Source organism: Phaeovulum sp., assembly GCF_030684035.1.
Lineage (GTDB): Bacteria > Pseudomonadota > Alphaproteobacteria > Rhodobacterales > Rhodobacteraceae > UBA6213.
Map to the genome: position 1 here is coordinate 40313 of NZ_JAUXPI010000030.1, position 19904 is coordinate 60216.

At 66.2% G+C, this 19904-nt stretch carries 19 protein-coding genes; 7 read left to right on the plus strand and 12 right to left on the minus strand.

The genetic code is table 11. The annotated features are described in order from the left end of the window. Window positions 1-2: 2 nt before the first annotated feature. Window positions 3-2588: a cation-translocating P-type ATPase gene (locus Q8J98_RS07365; protein WP_305293788.1), complete on the minus strand. Its 2586-nt coding sequence runs from the start codon at window positions 2586-2588 to the stop codon at window positions 3-5. A 76-nt stretch (window positions 2589-2664) separates the two neighbouring features. On the opposite strand from Q8J98_RS07365, the gene Q8J98_RS07370 reads away from it, so the two are divergent. Beyond that, complete coding sequence (locus tag Q8J98_RS07370) at window positions 2665-3387, plus strand: DUF5765 domain-containing protein (RefSeq protein ID WP_305293789.1); 723 nt, start codon at window positions 2665-2667, stop codon at window positions 3385-3387. An 11-nt stretch (window positions 3388-3398) separates the two neighbouring features. Here Q8J98_RS07370 and Q8J98_RS07375 read toward each other — a convergent pair whose 3' ends face one another. The 10 genes from Q8J98_RS07375 to Q8J98_RS07420 all read right to left on the minus strand — a co-directional run bounded on the left by Q8J98_RS07375 (window position 3399) and on the right by Q8J98_RS07420 (window position 12641). Then, on the minus strand, window positions 3399-3986 hold the full coding sequence (locus Q8J98_RS07375; RefSeq protein WP_305293790.1) for a hypothetical protein: 588 nt from the start codon (window positions 3984-3986) through the stop codon (window positions 3399-3401). 119 nt (window positions 3987-4105) lie between these two features. After that, the gene (locus Q8J98_RS07380; protein WP_305293791.1) at window positions 4106-4699 is read right to left on the minus strand and encodes a NapC/NirT family cytochrome c; all 594 of its coding nucleotides are present in this window, start codon (window positions 4697-4699) and stop codon (window positions 4106-4108) included. A gap of 80 nt (window positions 4700-4779) precedes the next feature. Beyond that, complete coding sequence (locus Q8J98_RS07385) at window positions 4780-5481, minus strand: cytochrome c (RefSeq protein WP_305293792.1); 702 nt, start codon at window positions 5479-5481, stop codon at window positions 4780-4782. A 316-nt stretch (window positions 5482-5797) separates the two neighbouring features. Next, on the minus strand, window positions 5798-6187 hold the full coding sequence (locus tag Q8J98_RS07390) for a hypothetical protein (protein ID WP_305293793.1): 390 nt from the start codon (window positions 6185-6187) through the stop codon (window positions 5798-5800). A 115-nt stretch (window positions 6188-6302) separates the two neighbouring features. Continuing rightward, complete coding sequence (gene nagA / locus Q8J98_RS07395) at window positions 6303-7484, minus strand: N-acetylglucosamine-6-phosphate deacetylase (protein WP_305293794.1); 1182 nt, start codon at window positions 7482-7484, stop codon at window positions 6303-6305. Next, window positions 7484-8512 carry an SIS domain-containing protein gene (locus Q8J98_RS07400; protein ID WP_305293795.1) on the minus strand — a complete coding sequence of 343 codons (1029 nt, stop codon included), beginning with the start codon at window positions 8510-8512 and terminating at the stop codon, window positions 7484-7486. Before Q8J98_RS07400 ends, nagA begins: the two co-directional genes overlap by 1 nt. Before the next feature lie 13 nt (window positions 8513-8525). After that, window positions 8526-9302, minus strand: coding sequence for a GntR family transcriptional regulator (locus Q8J98_RS07405; RefSeq protein WP_305183278.1), 777 nt, complete (start codon window positions 9300-9302; stop codon window positions 8526-8528). Beyond that, on the minus strand, window positions 9299-10135 hold the full coding sequence (locus Q8J98_RS07410; RefSeq protein ID WP_305293796.1) for an ABC transporter permease: 837 nt from the start codon (window positions 10133-10135) through the stop codon (window positions 9299-9301). Before Q8J98_RS07410 ends, Q8J98_RS07405 begins: the two co-directional genes overlap by 4 nt. Then, a complete protein-coding gene (locus Q8J98_RS07415) occupies window positions 10135-11085 on the minus strand; it encodes an ABC transporter permease (protein ID WP_305293797.1) in 951 nt (316 codons plus the stop codon). Before Q8J98_RS07415 ends, Q8J98_RS07410 begins: the two co-directional genes overlap by 1 nt. Window positions 11086-11141: 56 nt before the next feature. Next, window positions 11142-12641: an ABC transporter substrate-binding protein gene (locus Q8J98_RS07420; RefSeq protein ID WP_305183281.1), complete on the minus strand. Its 1500-nt coding sequence runs from the start codon at window positions 12639-12641 to the stop codon at window positions 11142-11144. Window positions 12642-12843: 202 nt separating this feature from the next. On the opposite strand from Q8J98_RS07420, the gene Q8J98_RS07425 reads away from it, so the two are divergent. From Q8J98_RS07425 to Q8J98_RS07450, 6 genes are read left to right on the plus strand one after another with little or no spacing between them, the layout of a single operon-like run. Continuing rightward, window positions 12844-13797, plus strand: coding sequence for an ABC transporter ATP-binding protein (locus Q8J98_RS07425; RefSeq protein WP_305293798.1), 954 nt, complete (start codon window positions 12844-12846; stop codon window positions 13795-13797). After that, window positions 13794-14738, plus strand: a complete 945-nt coding sequence (locus Q8J98_RS07430) for an ABC transporter ATP-binding protein (RefSeq protein WP_305293799.1) — start codon at window positions 13794-13796, stop codon at window positions 14736-14738. The genes Q8J98_RS07425 and Q8J98_RS07430 overlap by 4 nt, the downstream gene beginning before the upstream one ends. Continuing rightward, the gene (locus Q8J98_RS07435) at window positions 14720-15730 is read left to right on the plus strand and encodes a serine hydrolase (RefSeq protein WP_305293800.1); all 1011 of its coding nucleotides are present in this window, start codon (window positions 14720-14722) and stop codon (window positions 15728-15730) included. Before Q8J98_RS07430 ends, Q8J98_RS07435 begins: the two co-directional genes overlap by 19 nt. Window position 15731: 1 nt before the next feature. Next, a complete protein-coding gene (locus tag Q8J98_RS07440; RefSeq protein WP_305293801.1) occupies window positions 15732-16865 on the plus strand; it encodes an anhydro-N-acetylmuramic acid kinase in 1134 nt (377 codons plus the stop codon). Further along, window positions 16862-17752: an N-acetylmuramic acid 6-phosphate etherase gene (locus Q8J98_RS07445; RefSeq protein WP_305293802.1), complete on the plus strand. Its 891-nt coding sequence runs from the start codon at window positions 16862-16864 to the stop codon at window positions 17750-17752. Before Q8J98_RS07440 ends, Q8J98_RS07445 begins: the two co-directional genes overlap by 4 nt. Further along, window positions 17749-18168: an N-acetyltransferase gene (locus Q8J98_RS07450; RefSeq protein WP_305293803.1), complete on the plus strand. Its 420-nt coding sequence runs from the start codon at window positions 17749-17751 to the stop codon at window positions 18166-18168. The genes Q8J98_RS07445 and Q8J98_RS07450 overlap by 4 nt, the downstream gene beginning before the upstream one ends. A 46-nt stretch (window positions 18169-18214) precedes the next feature. On the opposite strand, the gene Q8J98_RS07455 is transcribed toward Q8J98_RS07450, so the two are convergent. After that, window positions 18215-19822, minus strand: coding sequence for a ShlB/FhaC/HecB family hemolysin secretion/activation protein (locus Q8J98_RS07455; RefSeq protein ID WP_305293804.1), 1608 nt, complete (start codon window positions 19820-19822; stop codon window positions 18215-18217). Window positions 19823-19904: the final 82 nt, after the last annotated feature.

Below are 19904 nucleotides of genomic sequence, written 5' to 3' on the forward strand. Positions count from 1 at the left end.
CGCTAGCGCCGCAGCGCCTTCACCGCCTCCAGCGCCAGCAACAGCGCCAGCCCTGACAGTGGCGGCAGCGCCAGCATTTTCACTGGCAGCGGCGCAAAGCCGAACAGCGCTTGCGCGGGCGGCCAGAACAGCACCAGCGCAAGCACCGCCGCCACCAGCGGCAGCACCGCGCCAAGCGCCCGGTTCGGCCGCGTCATCGCCGCCAGCGGCGAGGCGGAGCCGGTGCGGTTGACCAGAATCAGCGCGATGATTGCCAGCACCAGAGTTGCGAAGGTCAGGGCGCGCACCTGCGCCGCATCGAGGCCAAATCCGGGCGCAAACCACAGCACCGCGCCAGCCACCGCAAAGGCAAGCATCCCCTGCGCCGCCGCCCATAGCATCGACGCGGGCGAAAACAGCGGCTCGCTCGCCCGCCGTGGTGGGCGGCGCATCACGTCGCGCTCTTCGCGTTCGGCTTCGAAAACGAGCGAGCAGACAGGGTCGATCACCATCTCCAGAAACGCAACGTGGACCGGACCGAAGATGAGCGGCAGGCCAAACAGAAGCGGCATCAACGCCAACCCCGCAATCGGCACATGCACCGCCATGATGAAGCGCATCGCCTTGCGCAGGTTGTCGTTGATCCGGCGGCCAAGCCGCACCGTGTGCACGATCGAACCGAAATCGTCATCGAGCAGCACGATCGCCGCGGCTTCGCGCGCCACATCGGTGCCGCGCCCGCCCATCGCCACGCCGATATGCGCGGCCTTGAGCGAGGGCGCATCGTTCACCCCATCGCCGGTCATCGCCACGATCGCCCCTGCGGCCTTGAGCGCGGTGACGATGCGCAGCTTCTGCTCGGGCAGGATGCGGGCAAATACCGTGGTTTCGGGCAAAGCCGCCGCAAGCTCTTCGTCGCGCATCGTGGCGAGTTCATCGCCGCTGACCACGCGCCCTTCGGCAATACCCGCCGCCTCGGCTATTGCCAGCGCGGTGGCCGGATAATCGCCGGTAATCATGATCACCCGGATCCCGGCGTTGCGGCACTCGGCCACCGCGGCGGGTACCGTGGCGCGGAGCGGGTCGGCAAGCCCGACCAGCCCGAGAAAGCGAAAATCGAAACCGCTCTGCGCATCCGGCAAATCGCCATCACCATCGCATTCGGCGGTTGCAAGCCCCAGCACCCGCAGCCCGGCGGCGGCCAAGGCATCAGCGCGCGCGTGCAGATCATCGCGGTCTTGCCCCGAAAGGGCGCACAGATCGGCAATCGCTTCGGGCGCGCCCTTGGCGAAGGCGCGCCGCGCCGTGCCGTTGCCCCAGATCTGGGTCATCGCCAGAAGTTCGGGGCCAAGGGCGTAGCTGCGCAGCAGGCTTTCACCCGGTGGCGGTGCTGCCAGGGCATGAAAGGCGCGCTCCATCGGGTCGAATGGCTGCGGGGCCGAGGCGGCGCTTCCGGCGCTGGCAAGCGCCGCGTAGTCCGGTGGAAGTGCCGCGCCCGGTGTTGCCAGGAAGGTCGCGCCATCGGGCAATTGCAGCGCCGCGATCGTCATGCGGTTTTCGGTCAGGGTGCCGGTCTTGTCGGTGCAAAGCACGCTTGCCGCGCCAAGCGCTTCGATTGCCGAGGCGCGGCGGGTGAGCACGCGCGCCTGAGAAATGCGCCAGGCCCCCATCGCCATGAACACCGCGAGCACCACCGGAAACTCTTCCGGCAACATCGACATGCCAACCGCAATGCCGGCCAGTGATGCCTCTAGCCAGCCGCCGCGCAGCATGCCGTAAAGCAGCACCACCGCCAGACTGACCGCGCCACCCAATACCGCGAACACCAGCACCAGTTTCCGCATCTGCCGCTGCAAATGCGGGGTTTCAAGTTCCAGCATGCCGAGCGACGCGCCGATCTTGCCAATCTCGCTTTGCGCCCCGGTGGCGGTCACCTCGGCCAGCGCGCTGCCACCCACAATCAGGCTGCCGGAATAGACGAAAGGCTGATCTTCCCCGCCGGGGCGCAGGCCCGCTTCACCCACATCCGTGACCGCGCGCTTGCGCACCGGCACCGCCTCGCCGGTCAAAAGCGATTCGTCGGCCATGAGCGCCTCTGCCTCGGTCAGCTGCGCATCGGCGGGCACCCTGTCGCCCTCGCTCAGCACGAGAAGATCGCCGCGCACCACCTCGCGCCCGGCGATGCGTTGGCGCGCGCCATCGCGGATCACCAGCGCGCGCGGACTGGTCAGGTCGCGCAGCGCCTCGAGCACACGCTCGGTGCGCGCCTCCTGCACCACGGTGATGGTGACCGAAAGACAAGCAAAGGCGAGCAGGATCAGCGCTTCGCCTGCATCGCCAAGTGCGAGGTAAACCACACCCGCACCCAGCAAAAGCGCCAGCATCGGCTCGCGCAGCACATCAAGCACCAGCCGCAATGGGTTGCGACGGCGGGCGCGCGGCAATTCGTTCGGGCCTTCGGCGGCAAGCCGCGCCGCGGCTTCGTTGCGGCTCAGGCCCCGCGCCCGGGTGTTCAGGTCATGCATCATCTGCCTTGCGCCGCAAGCTGTCTGGATTGTGGGGGCAAAGCCATGCGCGCGCAAGCCGCGCGCCGCCATGACATGGATCATCCGTCGGCATCGCCACGGTTGCCCTGCGCCCGGCTTTCGGCCATGGTCATCACAAATGGCAATGGGGGGCTTGCCGATGTGCTGGGGCGTCGAGGTTACCGCGGGAATGGCGGCCATCGGCGTGGTCGCCGCGGGCTATACCTGGCGGCGGGGCGACCCCGGTGTGGTGCCGCTGACCCTTGCCTTCTTTGCGGCGATGGAGGGGTTGCAGTTTGGCGGTTATCTGGTGGTGGACCAGTGTTCCAGCCCGGCAAACCAGAGCTTCGCCTTCCTGTCGATACTGCACATCATCTTTCAACCCTTCATCATCAATGCCTTTGCACTGCAACTGGTGCCCGCTGCGGTGCGACGGCGCGCGCAGGTGCCGGTCTATGCGCTTTGCGCCGCCTCGTCGGTGGTCATGCTGATGCAACTATTCCCGTTTGACTGGGCGGGCACCTGCACCCCCGGCTCGATCCTCTGTGGCGAGGCCTTCTGCACCATTTCGGGCGCGTGGCACATCGCCTGGAATGTGCCCTACAACGCGCTGATGGCACCGGTCGATGCGGCGCTTGGCATGCGCTGGGGGTTCCCGACCTATCTGGCGGTGGTGTTCGTGGTGCCGCTTTTCTACGGTGCGTGGCGATTTGCGCTGTTCCACGCGGCCATCGGGCCAATGCTGGCCTCGCAGCTGACCCCGAACCCGAACGAGATACCAGCGATATGGTGCCTGTTCTCGATCGGCATTGCGATGATCGCGGTTTTCCCGCAGGTGCGGCAGCTTTTCGAGGTGCGCGCACGAGAAGCGGTTGCGGCCTGAAGCTTTCGCGCCTAGGCCACGCCGCGCAGAGATATGACTGCGGGCTCTGCCTCGTTGCGCGTCGGCTCAATCGGCTCCATCCAGACCCCGTCGGGCTCGGGTTCGGTGCCAAAATCAAGGAACAGGTCCATGAAAACCGCCAGCAACTCGGATTTGGAACTGACACCCGCCTTGTGAAAGACAGCTGAAAGCTGCGCCTTGATGGTGCCTTCGCGGGTGCCGCGCGCTTCGGCGATTTCCGAGATCTTCAGCCCGCGGAATGAAAGCAGCGCCACATCGCACTCGGAACTGGTCAGGCCCCAATCATCAAATCGCTGGCGGATCAACTCATCGAACTGGCTGCGAAGCGCCGACAAGGTGCGGTGTTCGGCCTCGCCGAAGCGGAGCAGCGCGATCTGGTATTTTCGGCTGATGTTGTAGGCGATCACCAGAAACACCGCCGAGAGAAACTCGAAGAAAAGATGCACCATGTCGAGATAGCTGCGGCTTTGCCCTTCGCGCAAATGCTCCACCACCTCGTAAAGGATTTCGGCAATCAGAAAGGCTGCGCAAAGACCGATCAGCATCTTGAACAAGGCCGCACGCTTCATCTGCGTCATGGTGTCCTCCTGCCTGGCGACCGCCACGACAGTATCGCGGCGGCGTGCGCTGGCCGCACGGGTACTGCGCGTGTGCGATACTCGCCCCCGCGCAGCCCCCCGTCAACCGGAACCTGCTTCTAATCGTCGCGCTCCACCAGTGGCAGTTTGTGCGCGATGCCGGTGTGGCAATCGATGCAGGTGGTGCCATCGGGGCTTGGCATACCCAATGCGACAGGCTCCATCTTCTCGCGCGAGCGCTGGCGCTGGTGCGTGAAGTCCATCGTTGCGAAGCTGTGGCAGTTGCGGCATTCGCGCGAGTCGGTGGCCTTCATCGTGGCCCAGACACGGGTCGCCATTTCCAGCCGGTGCGCCTCGAACTTTTCGGGTGTGTCCACGGTGCCCACAAGCTTGTGCCAAAGCTCGCTCGACGCCTGGAACTTGCGGATCAGCTTGGGCACCCAGGCGTGCGGCACATGGCAATCAGAGCAGACCGCGCGCACCCCCGAGGGGTTCGAGTAATGGATCGACTGCTGATACTCGACATAGACCGTGTCGCGCATTTCATGGCAGGAAATGCAGAATTCCAGCGTGTTGGTGGCTTCCATCGCGGTGTTGAAACCACCCCAGAAGATGATCCCGGCAATCAGCCCGAAAAACAGCAACAGGCCCTGCCCCAGTATCGCGCTCGGGCGAGTGAACCAGCGCCAGAGTGCTTTGATTAGCGAAAACATCAGGATTCCATTCGTGCAGGCGTATCAGGTGCCGGGGTGGACGCACCACCCCGGCATTGGCTGGACCATTGGCCCCGGGATCACTGCGCGGGCAGTGTCGCCAGATAGGCCACAAGGTCAGCCGAGACCTGATGGTCGATGGCGCGCAGCGCGGGCATCGCCTCGCCCGGCTGGCCATTCAGCACCTTGTGCGTCACTTCCCACGGGTTCGAGGTAAGCGAGCCAAGCGGCGGCATGTCTTTGGGCAGCTTGCCATCAACGCCGTGGCAACCGACGCAGGCGGTTTCATAAACCTGCTGGCCGTTTGCCGCATCGCCGGTGGATTTCTTGTCGACCACAAGGGCCGACCAGTCCACCTGGCCATAGACCACGAAGTTGGCCAGATCGGTCAGGTCCTGGTCGGTCAGCTTGTCGCCAAAAAGGTGACCGCCGCGCAGCAGTTCGACCACCTTGGCCGGATCGCCGCCCGCAGCGCCTTCGATGCCCTTGATGCCCGAGGCGTGGCTGCCGGTGGCATAGGCACCTGCGGCACCAAGACCATCCCAGCCATGGCATTCCTTGCAGCGCCAGTTCGCGGCCGGATCGGCCGCATATTTCTCGTTCGTGGCCGGGTAGAGCGGGTGCGAAACGGTCGGTGCCTCGACACCAATGACCTTGTACCACTTGTCATAAAGCTTGCCGCCCCGGGCGATCGAGCCCTGGCTGACCTCGGCCAGCGCTGCGGTGGAAAACCCGACCAGGGCAAGCCCGGCAAGTGCAAAACCCATGTTTCTCATACGCATTTTCGCATCCTCCTTGGATGGTTCAGATTGCGAAACTGATACTCTGCGCTGCGGCGTAACCACAATTTGACATGGGTCAATACGATGCCAACGACGCGCGCAATGTAGGCGTGTATGCACTTTGGTTTATGTCTGAATACGCATCATGGCGCGATCTGGCATTCCGCCATCCGCCCTGCCCGACTCAGGGCAGCTTCAACGAATTTGGCGAGAGCGGCTTTCGCCCGCCGAACGCTTCGGTGCGGCGCAGCCCCGCGCCGCGCCAGGCACCCTCTGGCACAGGCGCAACACGGGCCCACCGCATCAAACGCGATGTTCAGGCCTTGGCCTTGGCCGGTGCAGCACCCTTGGCGGTTTGCATCTCAGCCGCCGCACCCTCGACAAGCTGCTCTGCGGTCACTGCCGCAAGCGCCCCGAGTTTTCCCGCTTCGTCAGCATAATCCGAAAATGCGTGCTGCAGGAAATCCGCAAGCACTGCCGCCGCCGCCCGCTGGTCTTCGGCCTTCGCGAGCGCGGCATAAAGCGCCCGGTCCTTCTCGTAGCGCGCCTTGAGAAAGTCGAGCGCTTCGATGCCTTGCCGCAAGACGGCGTCCATCACCTTGGCCTGTGCCCGCAGAACCCCCTGCGCCAAGTCTGCGACCTGCGCGGAATCCTGCCCCGGCACCATGCCCGCCAAGGGGTTTTGCCCTGATTTTTCGCGTCTCATCTCGTGGCCCTCCAGACAGGAAAACCGCCGCCGCGCCCGCGAGCTATAGCCGCCCCGAAGGCGGTAGCGCCACGGTGGGCATAGCACCGATACGCGAGGCGGGCGATGACCTGAATCAACGCCCGCGCAAATCCTTCGCCGCCGGGAAAAGCGCGCCGCCGCGCCAGACCGCCATCGGGCGCTGCGCGGCATCAAGATACACCAGATCGGCGCGGGCACCGGGGGCCAGATGCCCACGATCCGAAAGCCGCAGAAACTGCGCCGGGAAAAGCGAGGCCATGCGCAGCGCCTCGGCCTCGCCCTGCTCCAGCGGCCCCGCCGCAAAGCGCACCGCGCTTGCCATATCAAGGTCAGACCCGGCCAGCGTGCCATCGGCCAGCGTCAGCCGCGAGACCCCACCCACGCTTTCGCGGCGTATCTTGCGCCCGTCGAGGGTCAGGCTCTTGCCCGCCGTGCCCACCAGCGACATCGCATCGGTGACCAGAAAAAGCCGCCCCGGCCCGCGCTTGGCTCGAAGCGCAATACGCAAGGAAGCCGGGTCCACATGCGCGCCATCGGCGATGATGCCACCCCAGGCGGTGCCGGTGTCAAGCGCCGCACCGACCAGCCCCGGCGCGCGGTGGCCGAGCCCGCTCATCGCGTTGAAAAGGTGGGTGACACCGCGCGCACCAGCGGCGAAATAGCGCTGCGCGGTGGCCATGTCGCAATCGGTATGGCCAAGGCAAACCACCGCCCCCGCCGCCGCCAGCCGCGCCACCTGCGCCAGGCTTACCTGTTCGGGTGCCACGGTCAGCAGCAGCACCGGCAGCGCCGCAACCGCCGCCATGAGTTCGGCTTCGTCCGCGGCGGTCATCGGGCGCAAATGCGCGGGCAGATGCGTGCCCTTGCGTGCGGGCGCAAGATGTGGGCCCTCCAGATGCAACCCTGCCACCCCCTGCCCCGCCGCCACCGCCTGAACCGCCGCCGCAATCGCCGCAGTGACTGCCGCAGGCCGATCAGAGATGAGCGTGGGCAACAGGCTCGTGGTGCCGAACGCGGCATGCGCATCGGCAATCTGCTGCATTGCCGTTGCGGTTGGCGCGTCGTTCAACAGCACCCCGCCGCCGCCATTCACCTGCGCATCGACAAAGCCCGGCGCGATCAGCCCGCCTGCGAGCCGGGTGATCCTTGCGCCAAGGGGAACCGCCGCCTCGGCGCAGATTTCCGCCACCTGGCCGCCACCCAGCACCAGCGCCGCGCCCGCGTGATACTCCGTGCCATCAAAGATGCGCGCCCCGATCAGCGCCTGCATCCCCATCAGAGCGTCTCCGTGACCTTGGCAAGGTTGGCCGGGCGGTCGGGATCATGGCCGCGGGCGCGGGCGACCGCCTCGATCAGCCGGTAATAATGCAGCAAGGCCACCAGCGGATCGAGCAGACCGCTGCCACAGCTCGGCAGCACGTCGGCACCCGCGATCGGCCGCGACGACAGTGCGAATGTGCGCGCGCCCATGCCCCGCAACCGCGCGAGGGTTTGCTGGTTGCCGTCGAAGCCCGCATCATCGGGCACGAAGGCCAGCACCGGAAAACCCGGACCGACCAGACGCATCGGCCCGTGCTGCAATTCGGCCAGCGAAAACGCCTCGGCATGCAGCGCCGCGGTTTCCTTGGCCTTCAACGCCGCTTCGAGCGCGATGCCATACCCCGGCCCCCGCCCGGCGACAAACAGCGAAGACGCGCCGGTAAGCACCTTGACCGCATCGCCAAATTCCAGCCCCTCGGTCGCCGCCAGTGCATCGGGCAGGCGCGCGAGGCCCCGCGCCAGCGCGGTGGAACCGCCAACTGCGGTCACCACCCCCGCCAGCGCCGCCACCGAGGCGATGAAGGATTTGGTCGCGGCAATGCTGCGCTCCTCGCCCGCGCCAAGGCCGATCACGATATCGGCCGCCGCCGCCACCGGGCTTTCGGTCACATTCACCACCGCCACGGTCAGCGCCCCGCCGGCTTTTGCCGCAGCCTGCAATGCGACGATATCGGGGCTGGCACCCGATTGCGAAATGGTCACATGCACCGCGCCCTCAAGATGCAGTGGCCGGTGATAGACCGAGGCGACCGACGGCCCGATTGAAACCACCGGCAGCCCGGTTTCGATTTCCATGAGATATTTGAACACCGTCGCCGCATGGTCGGATGAGCCCCGCGCGGCGGTTGAAAAGAGCCGCAGCCCGCGCGCCGAAACCGCCCGCGCCAAAGCCGCAAAGGCCGGTGCCTCGCGCGCCAGCATTTCCGCCACAACCTGCGGTGCCTGCCCGGCTTCGTGCAACATCAGGGATTTCGGCTTGCTCATCGGGCCTCCTGGTTCAGGGTTCCAGCGTCAGTTCGGCAATGAAATCATAGCGGTCGCCGCGATAGGAAGAGGTCGTTACCTCGATCGGGCGGCCATTGGCCAAGAACGCGCGCCGTTCGATATGCAACACCGGGCTGCCAAGCGGTACCCCCAAAAGCTGCGCCTCCTGCGCGTTGGCTACCGCCGCGCGCAGCCGCTGCAATGCCCGCACCGGCATATGCCCCGAGGCCCTGAGCGCCTCATAGAGCGATTCACCCATGTTTTCCGGCACAATCGCGTCGGCGGGCACTATGGCGTTTTCAATCGCCAGCGGCTCGCCATCCGACAGTCGCACCCGCGCAAGGCGAAACACCAGATCGCTGGGTGAAAGCCCAAGCTTGAGCAGATCGGATGGGTCGGGGGAACAGACGAGCTTTTGCAGAATGCGCGACGAAACCGTAGCCCCGCGCCGCTTCATGTCTTCGGAAAACCCGACCAGCACCGACAGCGGCTGGTCGATCTGCCGGGTCACGAAACTGCCCGCCCCGTGACGCCGCGCCACGATGCCTTCGCGGCAAAGCGCATCGGTCGCCTTGCGCACGGTAACCCGCGAAAGCCGGGTGGCGCGCACCAGTTCGCGCTCGGACGGCATCGCTTCGCCACCGCGCAACTCGCCCGCCTCGATCAGCCCGCGCAGGCCCGCGGCCAGCCTCAGGTAAAGCGGCGAGGGCGCATCGCCGCGCAGCCCCTCGACCAGTCGCGCCAGAAGCGGTTGCAGGGGCGTGGCGGCCGGGGCGGCGGGCCGGTTCATTGCGCCACCGCCTCGGCATCGCGCAGCCGCGGGTCCAGCGTATCGCGCAGGGCATCGCCCAGAAGGTTGAAGCCGAACGACAAAAGCAGGATCGCGATCCCGGCAAACACCGCAGGCCAGGGTGAGAGCAACAGGAAGTTGCGCCCCTCCGACAGCATCAGCCCAAGCGACGGCGTCGGCGGCTGCGCCCCGAGCCCGAGGAAGGAAAGCGAGGCCTCGACCAGAATCGCGGCCGAAAGCAGGATCGAGGTCTGCACGAGGATCACCGAAACCAGGTTCGGTAGAATATGGCTGCCGATGATCCGCAGATCCGAAGCACCGACGGCCCGCGCCCCCAATACATATTCCGCCTCGCACAGCACCAGCGCAGGGCCACGCAGCAGCCGCGCGAAGATCGGTGTATAGACAATGGCAATCGCGATGGCCGCGCTCCAGGCATTGGGGCCGAGCACTGAAATGACACCGATGGCGAGCAGCAGGATCGGGAAGGCAAACAGCACATCCATCGTGCGCATCACGATGCGGTCGAACCAGCCCCGGTAATAGGCCGCGAGCAGGCCGATGGTGCCGCCCGCCAGCAGCGCCAGGCTGACCGCGGTGGCGGTGGAAAACAGCGAGGTGCGCGCCCCCCAGACAATGCGCGCCAGCACATCGCGGCCCAACTGGTCGGTGCCCAGCCAGTTGACCTCGTTCGGGGCCTTGATGCGCTGCGACATGATCTGCCTGAACGGGTCCTGAAACCCAAGCCAGGGTGCCGCCAGCGCCAGCACCACCTGCACCACCACGAAGGCGAGCGCGAAAGCGAGAAGCTTGTTCTGACGAAGGCTGTGCATCAATTCGTCACCCGCGGGTCGATGGCCGCATAAAGCAGGTCAACCGCGAAGTTGACGAGCACGAAGGTGGCGGTAATCACCAGAATTGTCGCCTGCACCAGCGGGTAGTTGCGCTCCGAGATCGCCCCCAGCACCAGCCGCCCGAGGCCGGGAATGGCAAAAACCTGTTCAACCACGATGGCACCGCCCAAGAGATAGCCAACCGACACACCGACCGAGGTGACGAAGGGAATGAGCGCATTGCGCAGCGCATGGCGATAGACCACCCGGCGACGGCTGGCTCCCTTGGCGCGCGCCGTGCGCACATAATCCTGCCCGAGCGCATCAAGCATGGCCGAGCGCACGAGCCGCGAAAGATTGGCCAGCATCGGCAGGCTGAGCGCGATCACCGGCAGCACCATGCGCTGCAAGTTGCCCAAGGGGTTGTCGGTGAAGGGCACATAGCCGAGCGCCGAGACCCCCGGCAGCAGTTTTGCCACCAGAAAGATCGACACGATGCCGAGCCAGAATGAGGGAATGGTCAACCCGGCAATCGCGCCGATGCGCACCGCAACCTCGGCCGCCCCGCCGCGGGCCTGCGCCATGAAAGCACCGATCGGCACCGAAAGCCCGGCCCCCACCAGAACCGAGAGCGCGGTCAGCTCGACCGTCGGCCAGATCGCCGAGGCGATCTCGCCCAGAACCGGGCGGCCGGTCCAGATCGAGGTGCCAAGATCGCCCTGCACGACGCCCCAGAGCCAGTGCCCGTATTGCACCAGAAGCGGGTCATCAAGCCCCAGCCGGTCGCGCAATTCGGCGATCCGGTCAGGGGTGATTTCGGTATTGGCCCCCAGCATGATCGCCACCGCATCGCCCGGAATCAGGCGGATCATCAGGAACACGATGATCGAAACCCCGAAGAGCACGAAGCAAAGGTCGATGAAGCGGCCAATGAGGAAGCGCGTGTTCAAGACTTCAGATCCTGGGCGAGAGACCCCGGCGGGCGCGGGCCCGCCGGGGCAAGGGGTCACTCGGAAAGGGTGACGTTGACAAGGCTGGTCAGACGCCCGAGCGGGTTGATCTCGAAGCCCGAGACCTTCGGACCGACCGCGGTCGAAAGGCTGCCATAGGCGATATGCGCAATCGGCCCGGTGCAGGCGAGCTGCATCTGCGCCGCGTCATAGGCGGCCTTGCGCGCTGCCGGGTCGGTGACATTGCGCCCGGCATCGAGCAGGGCGTTCAGCCCGGCGTCATCATATTTGAAGACGTTGGTCGAGCCACCCGAGTAGAAGGTGCGGTAGAAATACTGGTCGGGGTCCACCGAGCCGCCGTTCGCCGACACGAACATGTCGAACTCGGAATTGCGCCAGTCCTGCACGAACTGCCCGATCTCCTGGTTGACCAGCTCCACCGCAAAGCCGCCCGCCGCCAGTTGCTGCTGCACCACCTGCGCAATGTCGCGGGTATCCTGCCGCGGCAGCACCTTCATCACGATCTTGACCGGGCCGGTCACGCCTGCGGCAGCCAGAAGTGCCTTGGCCCCTTCTACGTTCTGCGTGTAGCAGGCGAAATCCGAGGTCGGCAGCGCCCAATCGACCAGCGCCGGAGAAAGCGGCCCGCCGGGCACACCAGCGCCAAAAAGCGCGCCGTCGATGATTTCCTGACGATCAAGCAGCATGTTCACCGCTTCGCGCACGCGCGGGTCGCCCAAGGGGCCGCGCGTGGTATTCATGCCGACCAGCGTGTAGCCAAGATCGCGGGTCTGATGCACGGTGATGCCCGGCTGCCCGGTCAGTTGCAGCGCGGTTGCGGGGTCGATCGAGGGCAGCATGTCGTATTCGCCGCTGGCAAGCCCCACCTGACGGGTCGCCGCCTCGGGCACGAAGTGGAACTTGACCATATCCACCTGCGGTTTGCCCGCAACCCGGTAGCCGTCGAACTTCACCAGCGAAATGAAGCCGTTCGGCTGCCATTCGGCAAACTTGAACGGGCCGGTGCCAACCGGCACCTGTTGCAGGGCTTCCTTGTTGGTCTCGGCCTCTGCCGGCACAATGGCAATACCCGCCAGCGACGACAGGAGCGGCGCGAAGGGCGCGCTGAGCGTGAATTCGATGGTCATCGGGTCGATCACCCGGATGCCGGTGATCGGGGAAATCCGGCTTGCCAGCGGCGAGGCGATTTCCGGCGACTGCACCCGGCGGATCGAGGCGGCAACGTCTTCCGCGTCAAAGCCGGTGCCGTCGTGGAAGGTCACGCCGGAAGCGAGCTTGAAGGTATAGGTCAGACCGTCGGCCGAGATTTCCCAGCTGTCGGCAAGGCTGGGCACCACTTGCAGCCCTGCGGTGGTGTCGGTCAGCCCTTGGTAGATGTTCGACTGCACGATCAGCACCGAGTTGAAGGCGGTGACCAGATGCGGGTCGAGCCCGGCGGGCGAGGTATCCATCGCCACATCGAGCGTTGCCGCCGAGGCGGCACCGGTCAGAAAAGAGGTCGCCAGCAGCGCGACCGCGAGCCTATGCTTAGCCATGTTTCTCCCACCCTGTAAGGCACCAGACCCGCGCGGTAGCGCCGCCTGGGTCTCTGTGCCGAGCCAATTGATAAGTCCAGTTTGTTACCACCCTAGACATTTGGAACGGTATGGTATTAGAAATCGTCTGACAAGGGGCAGCTTCAGGCACCCGCATTCGACCCCGCCACCCCCCGCGCCCGGCGCGCCTTGGGAGCCAGAGATGACGGACACGCCCCTGCTTTCCATCGAGCGATTGCATGTAGATGCCGGGGCGAAGGCGGTGGTCGAAGACCTGTCGCTGACGATCGCAGTGGGGGAAATGCTCGGCCTGGTTGGCGAATCGGGCTGCGGCAAGTCGGTCACTGCGCTCAGCATCATGCGGCTTCTGGCAACGCCGCCGATGCACATCCGCACAGGCTCGGTGCATTTTGCCGGGCGCGACGTGCTGGTGCTTTCGGAAACCGAACTCGAGGATCTGCGCGGCGACGATATCGCAATGATCTTTCAAGAGCCGATGACCTCGCTCAACCCGGTGTTCAGTGTCGGCGACCAGATTGCCGAATCGCTGCGGCTGCACCGTGGCGCGGGCCGGACCGAGGCAATGGCCGCCGCTTCCGAGCTTCTCGCCCTTGTCGGCATCGCCGCGCCGAATGAGGCGGTTCGGCGCTACCCGCACCAGCTTTCCGGCGGGCAGCGGCAGCGGGTGATGATCGCGATGGCGCTCGCCTGTGAGCCGAAGCTGTTGATCGCCGATGAACCCACCACCGCGCTTGATGTGACCGTGCAGGCGCAGATCCTTGATCTTCTTGATGATTTGCGCCGCAAACGCGGCATGGCGGTGCTGCTCATCACGCATGACCTTGGCGTGGTGTCGCAATACTGCGACCGGGTGGCGGTGATGTATGGCGGCAGAATCGTTGAAACCGCCCCGGCGGACGAACTTTTTGCCCGGCCCCGCCACCGCTACACGGCGGCGCTGCTGGCCACCATCCCCGCCGCCAACCCGCCCGGAACCGAACTTCCCGCGATTGCGGGCAGCGTGCCGCCGCCGGGGGCGCGCCCGGCAGGCTGCGCCTTTGCGCCGCGCTGCGCCGCTGCCATAACGCGCTGCGCCACCGAGATGCCCGCGCTTGCGGGCGGCACCCACCAATTTCGCTGCTGGAACCCCGCATGATTTTGCTTGAAACCCGCAATCTTTCCAAGACCTACGCCGGGGCGCGCGGTGCACGGGTGCAGGCGGTCTCGGAGGTCTCGCTCCGCCTCGACGCGGGCGAGGTGCTTGGCGTGGTGGGCGAATCCGGCTGCGGCAAGTCCACGCTCGGACGCACCATTCTGCGGCTGACCGAGCCGACCTCGGGGCAGATCCTGTTCAAGGGCCAAGATATCACGGCGCTCAGCCTGCGTGCCATGAAACCCCTTCGGCGCGATATGCAGATCATCTTTCAAGACCCTTTCGGCGCGCTGAACCCGCGCCACAAGGTCGGCCATATTCTGGCCGAACCGCTGATCGTGCAGCGTGTGGGCGATGCGGAAAGCCGCCGCGCGCGGGTGCTGGAACTGCTTGACCTCGTCGGTCTGCCGCCCGAAGCCGCAGCGCTTTACCCGCACGAATTTTCCGGCGGCCAGCGCCAGCGCATTGCCATAGCGCGCGCGCTTGCGCTCGATCCGGCGCTGATCGTCGCGGATGAGGCGGTAAGCGCGCTCGATGTCTCGATCCAGAGCCAGATCATCAACCTGATCGCCGCCTTGCGCCGCCGCCTCGGGCTTGCCATCTTGTTCATCAGCCATGATCTTTCGGTCATCCGCCATGTCTCGGACCGGATCGCGGTGATGTATCTGGGGCGAATCGTCGAAATGGGGCCGACCGAAGCCATCATGGCAGCACCGCAGCACCCCTACACGCGGGCGCTTCTCTCGGCGATCCCGCGCGCCGGGGTTGAACGCGGCCAGCGCATCGTGCTGCAAGGCGAGGTGCCAGACCCGGCGCACCCGCCCGCGGGCTGCGCCTTTCACAGCCGGTGCACGCAGGCAATGGATATCTGCAAGCTGGAGCGCCCGCCGCTTCTGCGCCACGCGACAGCACCGCAGGAGGTTGCATGCCACCTCTTTCCGTGACCCAACGCGCGGCGCGCGCCTTTGTGCCGGTTCGGGCGGCGATTTACGCTGGCCGAATTCCGGGCGCGGTGCTCGGGCTGTTGGGGCGTGACGGCCGCGCGGTGATCGCCGGCGGGGTGGCGCAAAAGGTGCCGCTTGCGCGCCCGATGACCGAGGGCACATGGTTCGACCTTGCCTCGCTTACCAAGGTGCTTTTCACCACGCCGCGGATACTGGCGCTGGCCGAAGCCGGGCATATCGACCTTGACGGTCCGCTGACCCAGCTTCTGCCCGACCTGCGCCAATATGACCCGGCGGCATGGGAAAGGCGCGTAAGCTTTCGCCAATGCCTCGGGCATCTGACCGCTTTCCCCGCCGTGGTGCCGATCTACACCTATGGCCGCGACCCGGAGCTGCTGCGCGCCTGGGTGCTCCAGCACGAATGGATCGCCGGTCCACCGGTCTATTCCGACATCAACTTCATCCTCTTGGGGCTTGCTTTGGAACGGTTTTTCGGAATGCCGATCCGCACCATGGCAGCCGGCACCGGGTTTTCCTGGGCGGCGGACCCGGCCGTGAGTGCCGCCACTGAGGATTGCACTTGGCGTGGCCGCGTGCTTTCGGGCGAAGTGCATGACGATAATACCTCGGCGCTACAGGGCGCGGGCCACGCCGGGCTTTTCGGCACTGCGGACGGGCTGCTTGACCATGCCGAGGGCCTGCTAAGCGGCTCCGGCGCGTCGGGATTCGTGATCCGCCACATCCGCGCGCCGCTTTCCGACAGCCGCACCCATGGCTGGCAGCGCGCGCATTCCGGTTGGTCGGGTGGCGATGCGGCACCGGCCGAGACGATCGGCCACACCGGATTCACCGGCACCGGGCTTTGGCTCGACTTTGCAGCCGGGCGCGCCTGGTGCCTTTTGACCAACCGTATCCACCCGACCCGGCATTTCGACAGCGGCATCGCCGAGCTGCGCCGTGCCGTGGGCGATGCGGTCTGCGCGGAGGCATGAGATGGAACCCGTCTGGGCGGCAGGGCTGATGACCGGAACCGTGCTCGATGGCAACATCGACGTGGCACTGCTGAAAACCGATGGCGAAACCGTCACCGAGATTGGCCCCTATCGGCTTGCGCCCTACCCGCCCGGCCTGCGCGACCTTCTGGAAGCCACGCTTGCCGCGGCCCGAAGCTGGGCCTTCGAGGGCCCCGAGCCTGCGATTTTCGCCGAGGCCGAGGCGGCACTGACCCATGCGCAGGCAATGGCCGTGCGCGATCTTGCCGAAAGCGAAGGGCCGGGGCTGGCACGCCTTGGCATCGTCGGCTTTCATGGCCAGACCGTGCTGCACCGCGCGCCGGTGCCGGGCCGCAAGGGCGCGACGCGGCAGCTTGGCAACGGCCAGTTGATGGCCGATCTGCTGGGGGTGCCGGTCGCCTACGACTTCCGCTCGGCGGATGTCGCCGCCGGTGGCCAGGGCGCGCCGCTTTCGGCGGTCTATCACGCCGCCCTGCTGCGCAGCCTGGGCCAGGGGCCGCAAACGGCGGTGCTGAACCTCGGCGGCGTCGCCAACATCACCTGGTGGGATGGAGCCGAGGCGGTGATCGCTTTCGATACCGGCCCGGCGAACGCCCCGATCAACGACTGGGTGCAGGCGCATGGCCGCGGCACCATGGACCGCGGCGGCGCGCTGGCGCTGAGCGGCAAGGTTGACGAGGCGCGGCTGGCGCGCCTGCTCGACCATTCCTGGCTCAACGCGCCCTACCCCAAGTCGCTTGACCGGTTCGATTTTCCCGCCAGCATGGCCGATGGCCTCGGCCTTGCCGATGGGGCGGCAACGCTGACCGCCTTCACCGCCGCGGCAGTCGGCCGGGCGCTTGAGCTCTTGCCGCAACGGCCGCGCCGCCTGATCGTCTGCGGCGGCGGCAGGCATAACCCGGCGATCATGGCCGCGCTGGTCTTGCGCGCCGGTGTCGAGGCACTCCCCGCCGAAGCGGTTGGCCGGCGCGGTGATGCGATCGAGGCGGAGTGTTTTGCGCTGTTGGCGGTGCGGGTCGAGCGCGGCCTGCCGATCTCGTTTCCCACCACGACCGGCGCTCCCGCGCCGATGACCGGCGGCCGTCTGGCGCTGCCGGAAGCGAGGACCAGATGAACACCACCGAAACCGCCTCGCCGCGCTTCGCGGATATCGACCACTGGCCCACCGCCGATCTGACCGCAGGCATCATCGAGGCGCAATATGCGGCGATTGCCGCGGTGCAGGCGGCGCAGGGTGCGATTGCCCGCGCCGTTGATCTGGCGGCGGCAAGGCTGGAACGCGGCGCGGGACGGCTCATCTATATCGGTGCGGGCACTTCCGGGCGGATCGGCACGCAGGATTGCGTTGAGCTGCGCCCGACCTTCAATTGGCCCGACGCGCGCACACTGGTGGTCATGGCGGGCGGGCCGCAAGCCTTTCTCAGGGCCCGTGAAGGTGCTGAAGACAGCGCGGCAGATGCCGAGCAGGCGTTTGCGGCGGCAGCGGTGGGGCAAAGCGATGTGGTGCTCGGCGTGGCGGCAAGCGGGCGCACGGCGTTTACCATTGCGGGCCTGCGCCACGCCCGTGCTGCGGGGGCACTGACCATCGGGCTGTTCAACAACCCCGGCGCGCCACTAGGCGATGCCTGCGAGGTGCCGGTGCTGCTTGCAACCGGGTCGGAGTTTCTTGCGGGCTCCACCCGGATGAAGGCGGGCACAGCGCAGAAGGTGGCGCTCAACGCCTTTTCCACCGCGCTGATGATCCGCCTCGGCTTTGTCTGCAAGGGGCTGATGGTCGAAATGAAGCCGACCAATGCCAAGCTGCGCGACCGCGCGGCGGGCATGGTTTCCAGCCTGAGCGGTGCTTCAACGGCCGCGTCGGCAAAGGCGCTGGAGGAAGCGGGGGGCAGCGTGAAGCTTGCGGCGTTGATGCTGGCGCGAAAGCTTGCGCGCGCCGAGGCCGAGGCCGCGCTTGCCCGCGCGGGCGGGCGGCTTGACGCGGCACTTGCGGTGCGGCCGTGACCCCGGAGATCGAGCTTTCGGAAACCCCGGATGAGGCCGACCTCGCCGCGCTTGGCGCGGCCCTTGCCGCCTTCAACGCTGCCGATGTCGGGCCTTCGGGGCACCGCAAGCTGGCAATCCTGTTGCGTGGCGGCGCGGGCGAGGTGGTCGGCGGGCTTTCGGGCTATACCGCCTGGGGTTGGCTTTATGTGCAATGGCTCTGGCTGTCGGAACCGCTGCGCGGTCAGGGCTGGGCCGGGCGGCTCTTGTCGCTGGCCGAGGCCGAGGCCAGAACGCGCGGCTGCCATGGGGCCTGGATCGACACATTCAGCCCGGTGGCGCGCGGCGTTTACCGCCGCGCGGGCTATCAGGAATTTGGCAGCCTGCCCGGCTTTCCAATGGGCCGCACCCGCAGCTTTCTGCAAAAGCCGCTCTGACGCCTGCTGGTCGGAAGCGCGGGCGACCTGCCCCCGCCCAAGGGTTTCAGAACCGCGAAAGCGTCAGCGTGGCCGACAGGGTCATGTCTGACTGGTTTGCCACGGCATCGAGCAGCGGCACCGCAGCGACCACTTCAAAGCGGACCTTGTCAGTAAAGTTGTATGCAGCACCGATCCCTGCCGATGCCATCCGGGTAACCGGGGGAAAGGTCGAATAGACCGCGCCCATGTCGGCAAAGACAAAGCCACTGAAGGCGGTCTCGTTGACGGTGAAATTCTTGTGCAGCTCCAGATTGGCAAAATAGCCGCTGTCACCGGCGATGCCATCCGAGGGGTAGCCGCGCACCGTGGTCGGCCCGCCGATCTGGAACAGCAGGTTGCCCGGCAGCAGCGAGGCTTCGCTGGTCTGCCACGCGCCGCGACCGATGAAGGTGATGCCGTTGGCGAATTTATAGGCCCCGTCGATCGACCCGGTGCCAATCACATATTCGGTCGTGGTGGCGGCGATCTGATCGGTCACCTCGGCAAATACCGCCTGCACCTGGGTGCTGACCGTCCAGTTGTCGCCAAATGCGGCAAGGATGAACCCGGGGGCGAATTTGGTTGTATCGGCGTCTACCAGAGGCACACCCGCGGAATAGGAAACCGAAGTGCCCCGAAATCCCGAAGCTGTTGCCTGCAACACGAAACGGTCGCTGGCATAAATTGGCTGCGTCACGGTCAGCGATGCCGACCGCGCCCGCCCCGAAAGGTCGAGCGGCAATGTCGGGCCAGCGACGACCTCGTATTGCGATCCGGTGCCGCTGACGCTGACCCGCGTTCCGATCGGGGTGATCGGCATGTCGAACCGCACCGTTGCTGCCTGGCTTCCCTCGGACGCTTCCACGAACAAGAGGAACGTATCATCAAGCCCAAGCAGCCCGTAACGGCGGAAAACGAAGGTGCCCTTGATCTCGCCGGTCGAGGCAACGCCGTTGTTGTCGATGAACAGTTGCGCCTGTTCAGGCGCGGGTTCGGTAACCCCGAATACCAGATCGGTCAGGCCGAATGCGGCCCCCGGCTGCAACAGCAGACGAAGCTGGGCGCGGTTGGTCTGGTTGAAAAAGCTGATGTCGCGCGCCGCCGTCGGCACATCCACCGTGGTGCCGCGCGCAAACCGGACCCTGTTGGTGATGAAGCTGGTCCGGGTCTGGCGCTCGCCGACCATGGCGACCACGCCAACCTGCCCCTCGATAAGGCTGACCACCAGATCGCCGCCTTCGACGTTCTGCGGCCCGAGAATTGCGGTTGCGGTCACCACGCCCTTTTCGGCGTAAAGATCGTTCACGTCGCGCACAAGTTCCGAGAGACCGGAAAAATCGAGCCGCCGCCCGACGTATTTCGACCGTATCACCTCAAGCTCGGCGTCCGACAAAAACGCCGACGCCGGGGCGAAAGCAACCGATTTCAGCAGCACGGTCGGCCCACCGGGGGCGGGAAGTGCGCGGCGCACGGGCTGGTCGGAAATGACACCCGGCCCGGTCTGGCGCACGTTTGCCGCCGCGTCGGCGGCATTCAGCGCGCGCTCGCTTTCGGCAGCGATGCGCGCCGAAAGATCGCCCTGCGCCAGCACCGGGTTTGCACCGCAAAGCACCAGTGCCCCGATCGCCAACACGGCGGCCCATGATAACCGCCACGTCGCCGGCCTCAGCATCTTGCCCACCATGTCACTGCCCCACCCGTTTTTTTCAGCCCTG

Coding starts and splice junctions, on each gene's coding strand:
- Q8J98_RS07435 (WP_305293800.1), top strand. CDS start 14,720: ATGCCACCTCTTTCCGTGACCCAACGCGCGGCGCGCGCCTTTGTGCCG.
- Q8J98_RS07430 (WP_305293799.1), top strand. CDS start 13,794: ATGATTTTGCTTGAAACCCGCAATCTTTCCAAGACCTACGCCGGGGCG.
- Q8J98_RS07365 (WP_305293788.1), bottom strand. CDS start 2,588: ATGATCCATGTCATGGCGGCGCGCGGCTTGCGCGCGCATGGCTTTGCC.
- Q8J98_RS07420 (WP_305183281.1), bottom strand. CDS start 12,641: ATGGCTAAGCATAGGCTCGCGGTCGCGCTGCTGGCGACCTCTTTTCTG.
- Q8J98_RS07405 (WP_305183278.1), bottom strand. CDS start 9,302: ATGAACCGGCCCGCCGCCCCGGCCGCCACGCCCCTGCAACCGCTTCTG.
- nagA (WP_305293794.1), bottom strand. CDS start 7,484: ATGGGGATGCAGGCGCTGATCGGGGCGCGCATCTTTGATGGCACGGAG.
- Q8J98_RS07425 (WP_305293798.1), top strand. CDS start 12,844: ATGACGGACACGCCCCTGCTTTCCATCGAGCGATTGCATGTAGATGCC.
- Q8J98_RS07385 (WP_305293792.1), bottom strand. CDS start 5,481: ATGCGTATGAGAAACATGGGTTTTGCACTTGCCGGGCTTGCCCTGGTC.
- Q8J98_RS07370 (WP_305293789.1), top strand. CDS start 2,665: ATGTGCTGGGGCGTCGAGGTTACCGCGGGAATGGCGGCCATCGGCGTG.
- Q8J98_RS07410 (WP_305293796.1), bottom strand. CDS start 10,135: ATGCACAGCCTTCGTCAGAACAAGCTTCTCGCTTTCGCGCTCGCCTTC.
- Q8J98_RS07380 (WP_305293791.1), bottom strand. CDS start 4,699: ATGTTTTCGCTAATCAAAGCACTCTGGCGCTGGTTCACTCGCCCGAGC.
- Q8J98_RS07400 (WP_305293795.1), bottom strand. CDS start 8,512: ATGAGCAAGCCGAAATCCCTGATGTTGCACGAAGCCGGGCAGGCACCG.
- Q8J98_RS07445 (WP_305293802.1), top strand. CDS start 16,862: ATGAACACCACCGAAACCGCCTCGCCGCGCTTCGCGGATATCGACCAC.
- Q8J98_RS07440 (WP_305293801.1), top strand. CDS start 15,732: ATGGAACCCGTCTGGGCGGCAGGGCTGATGACCGGAACCGTGCTCGAT.
- Q8J98_RS07375 (WP_305293790.1), bottom strand. CDS start 3,986: ATGACGCAGATGAAGCGTGCGGCCTTGTTCAAGATGCTGATCGGTCTT.
- Q8J98_RS07390 (WP_305293793.1), bottom strand. CDS start 6,187: ATGAGACGCGAAAAATCAGGGCAAAACCCCTTGGCGGGCATGGTGCCG.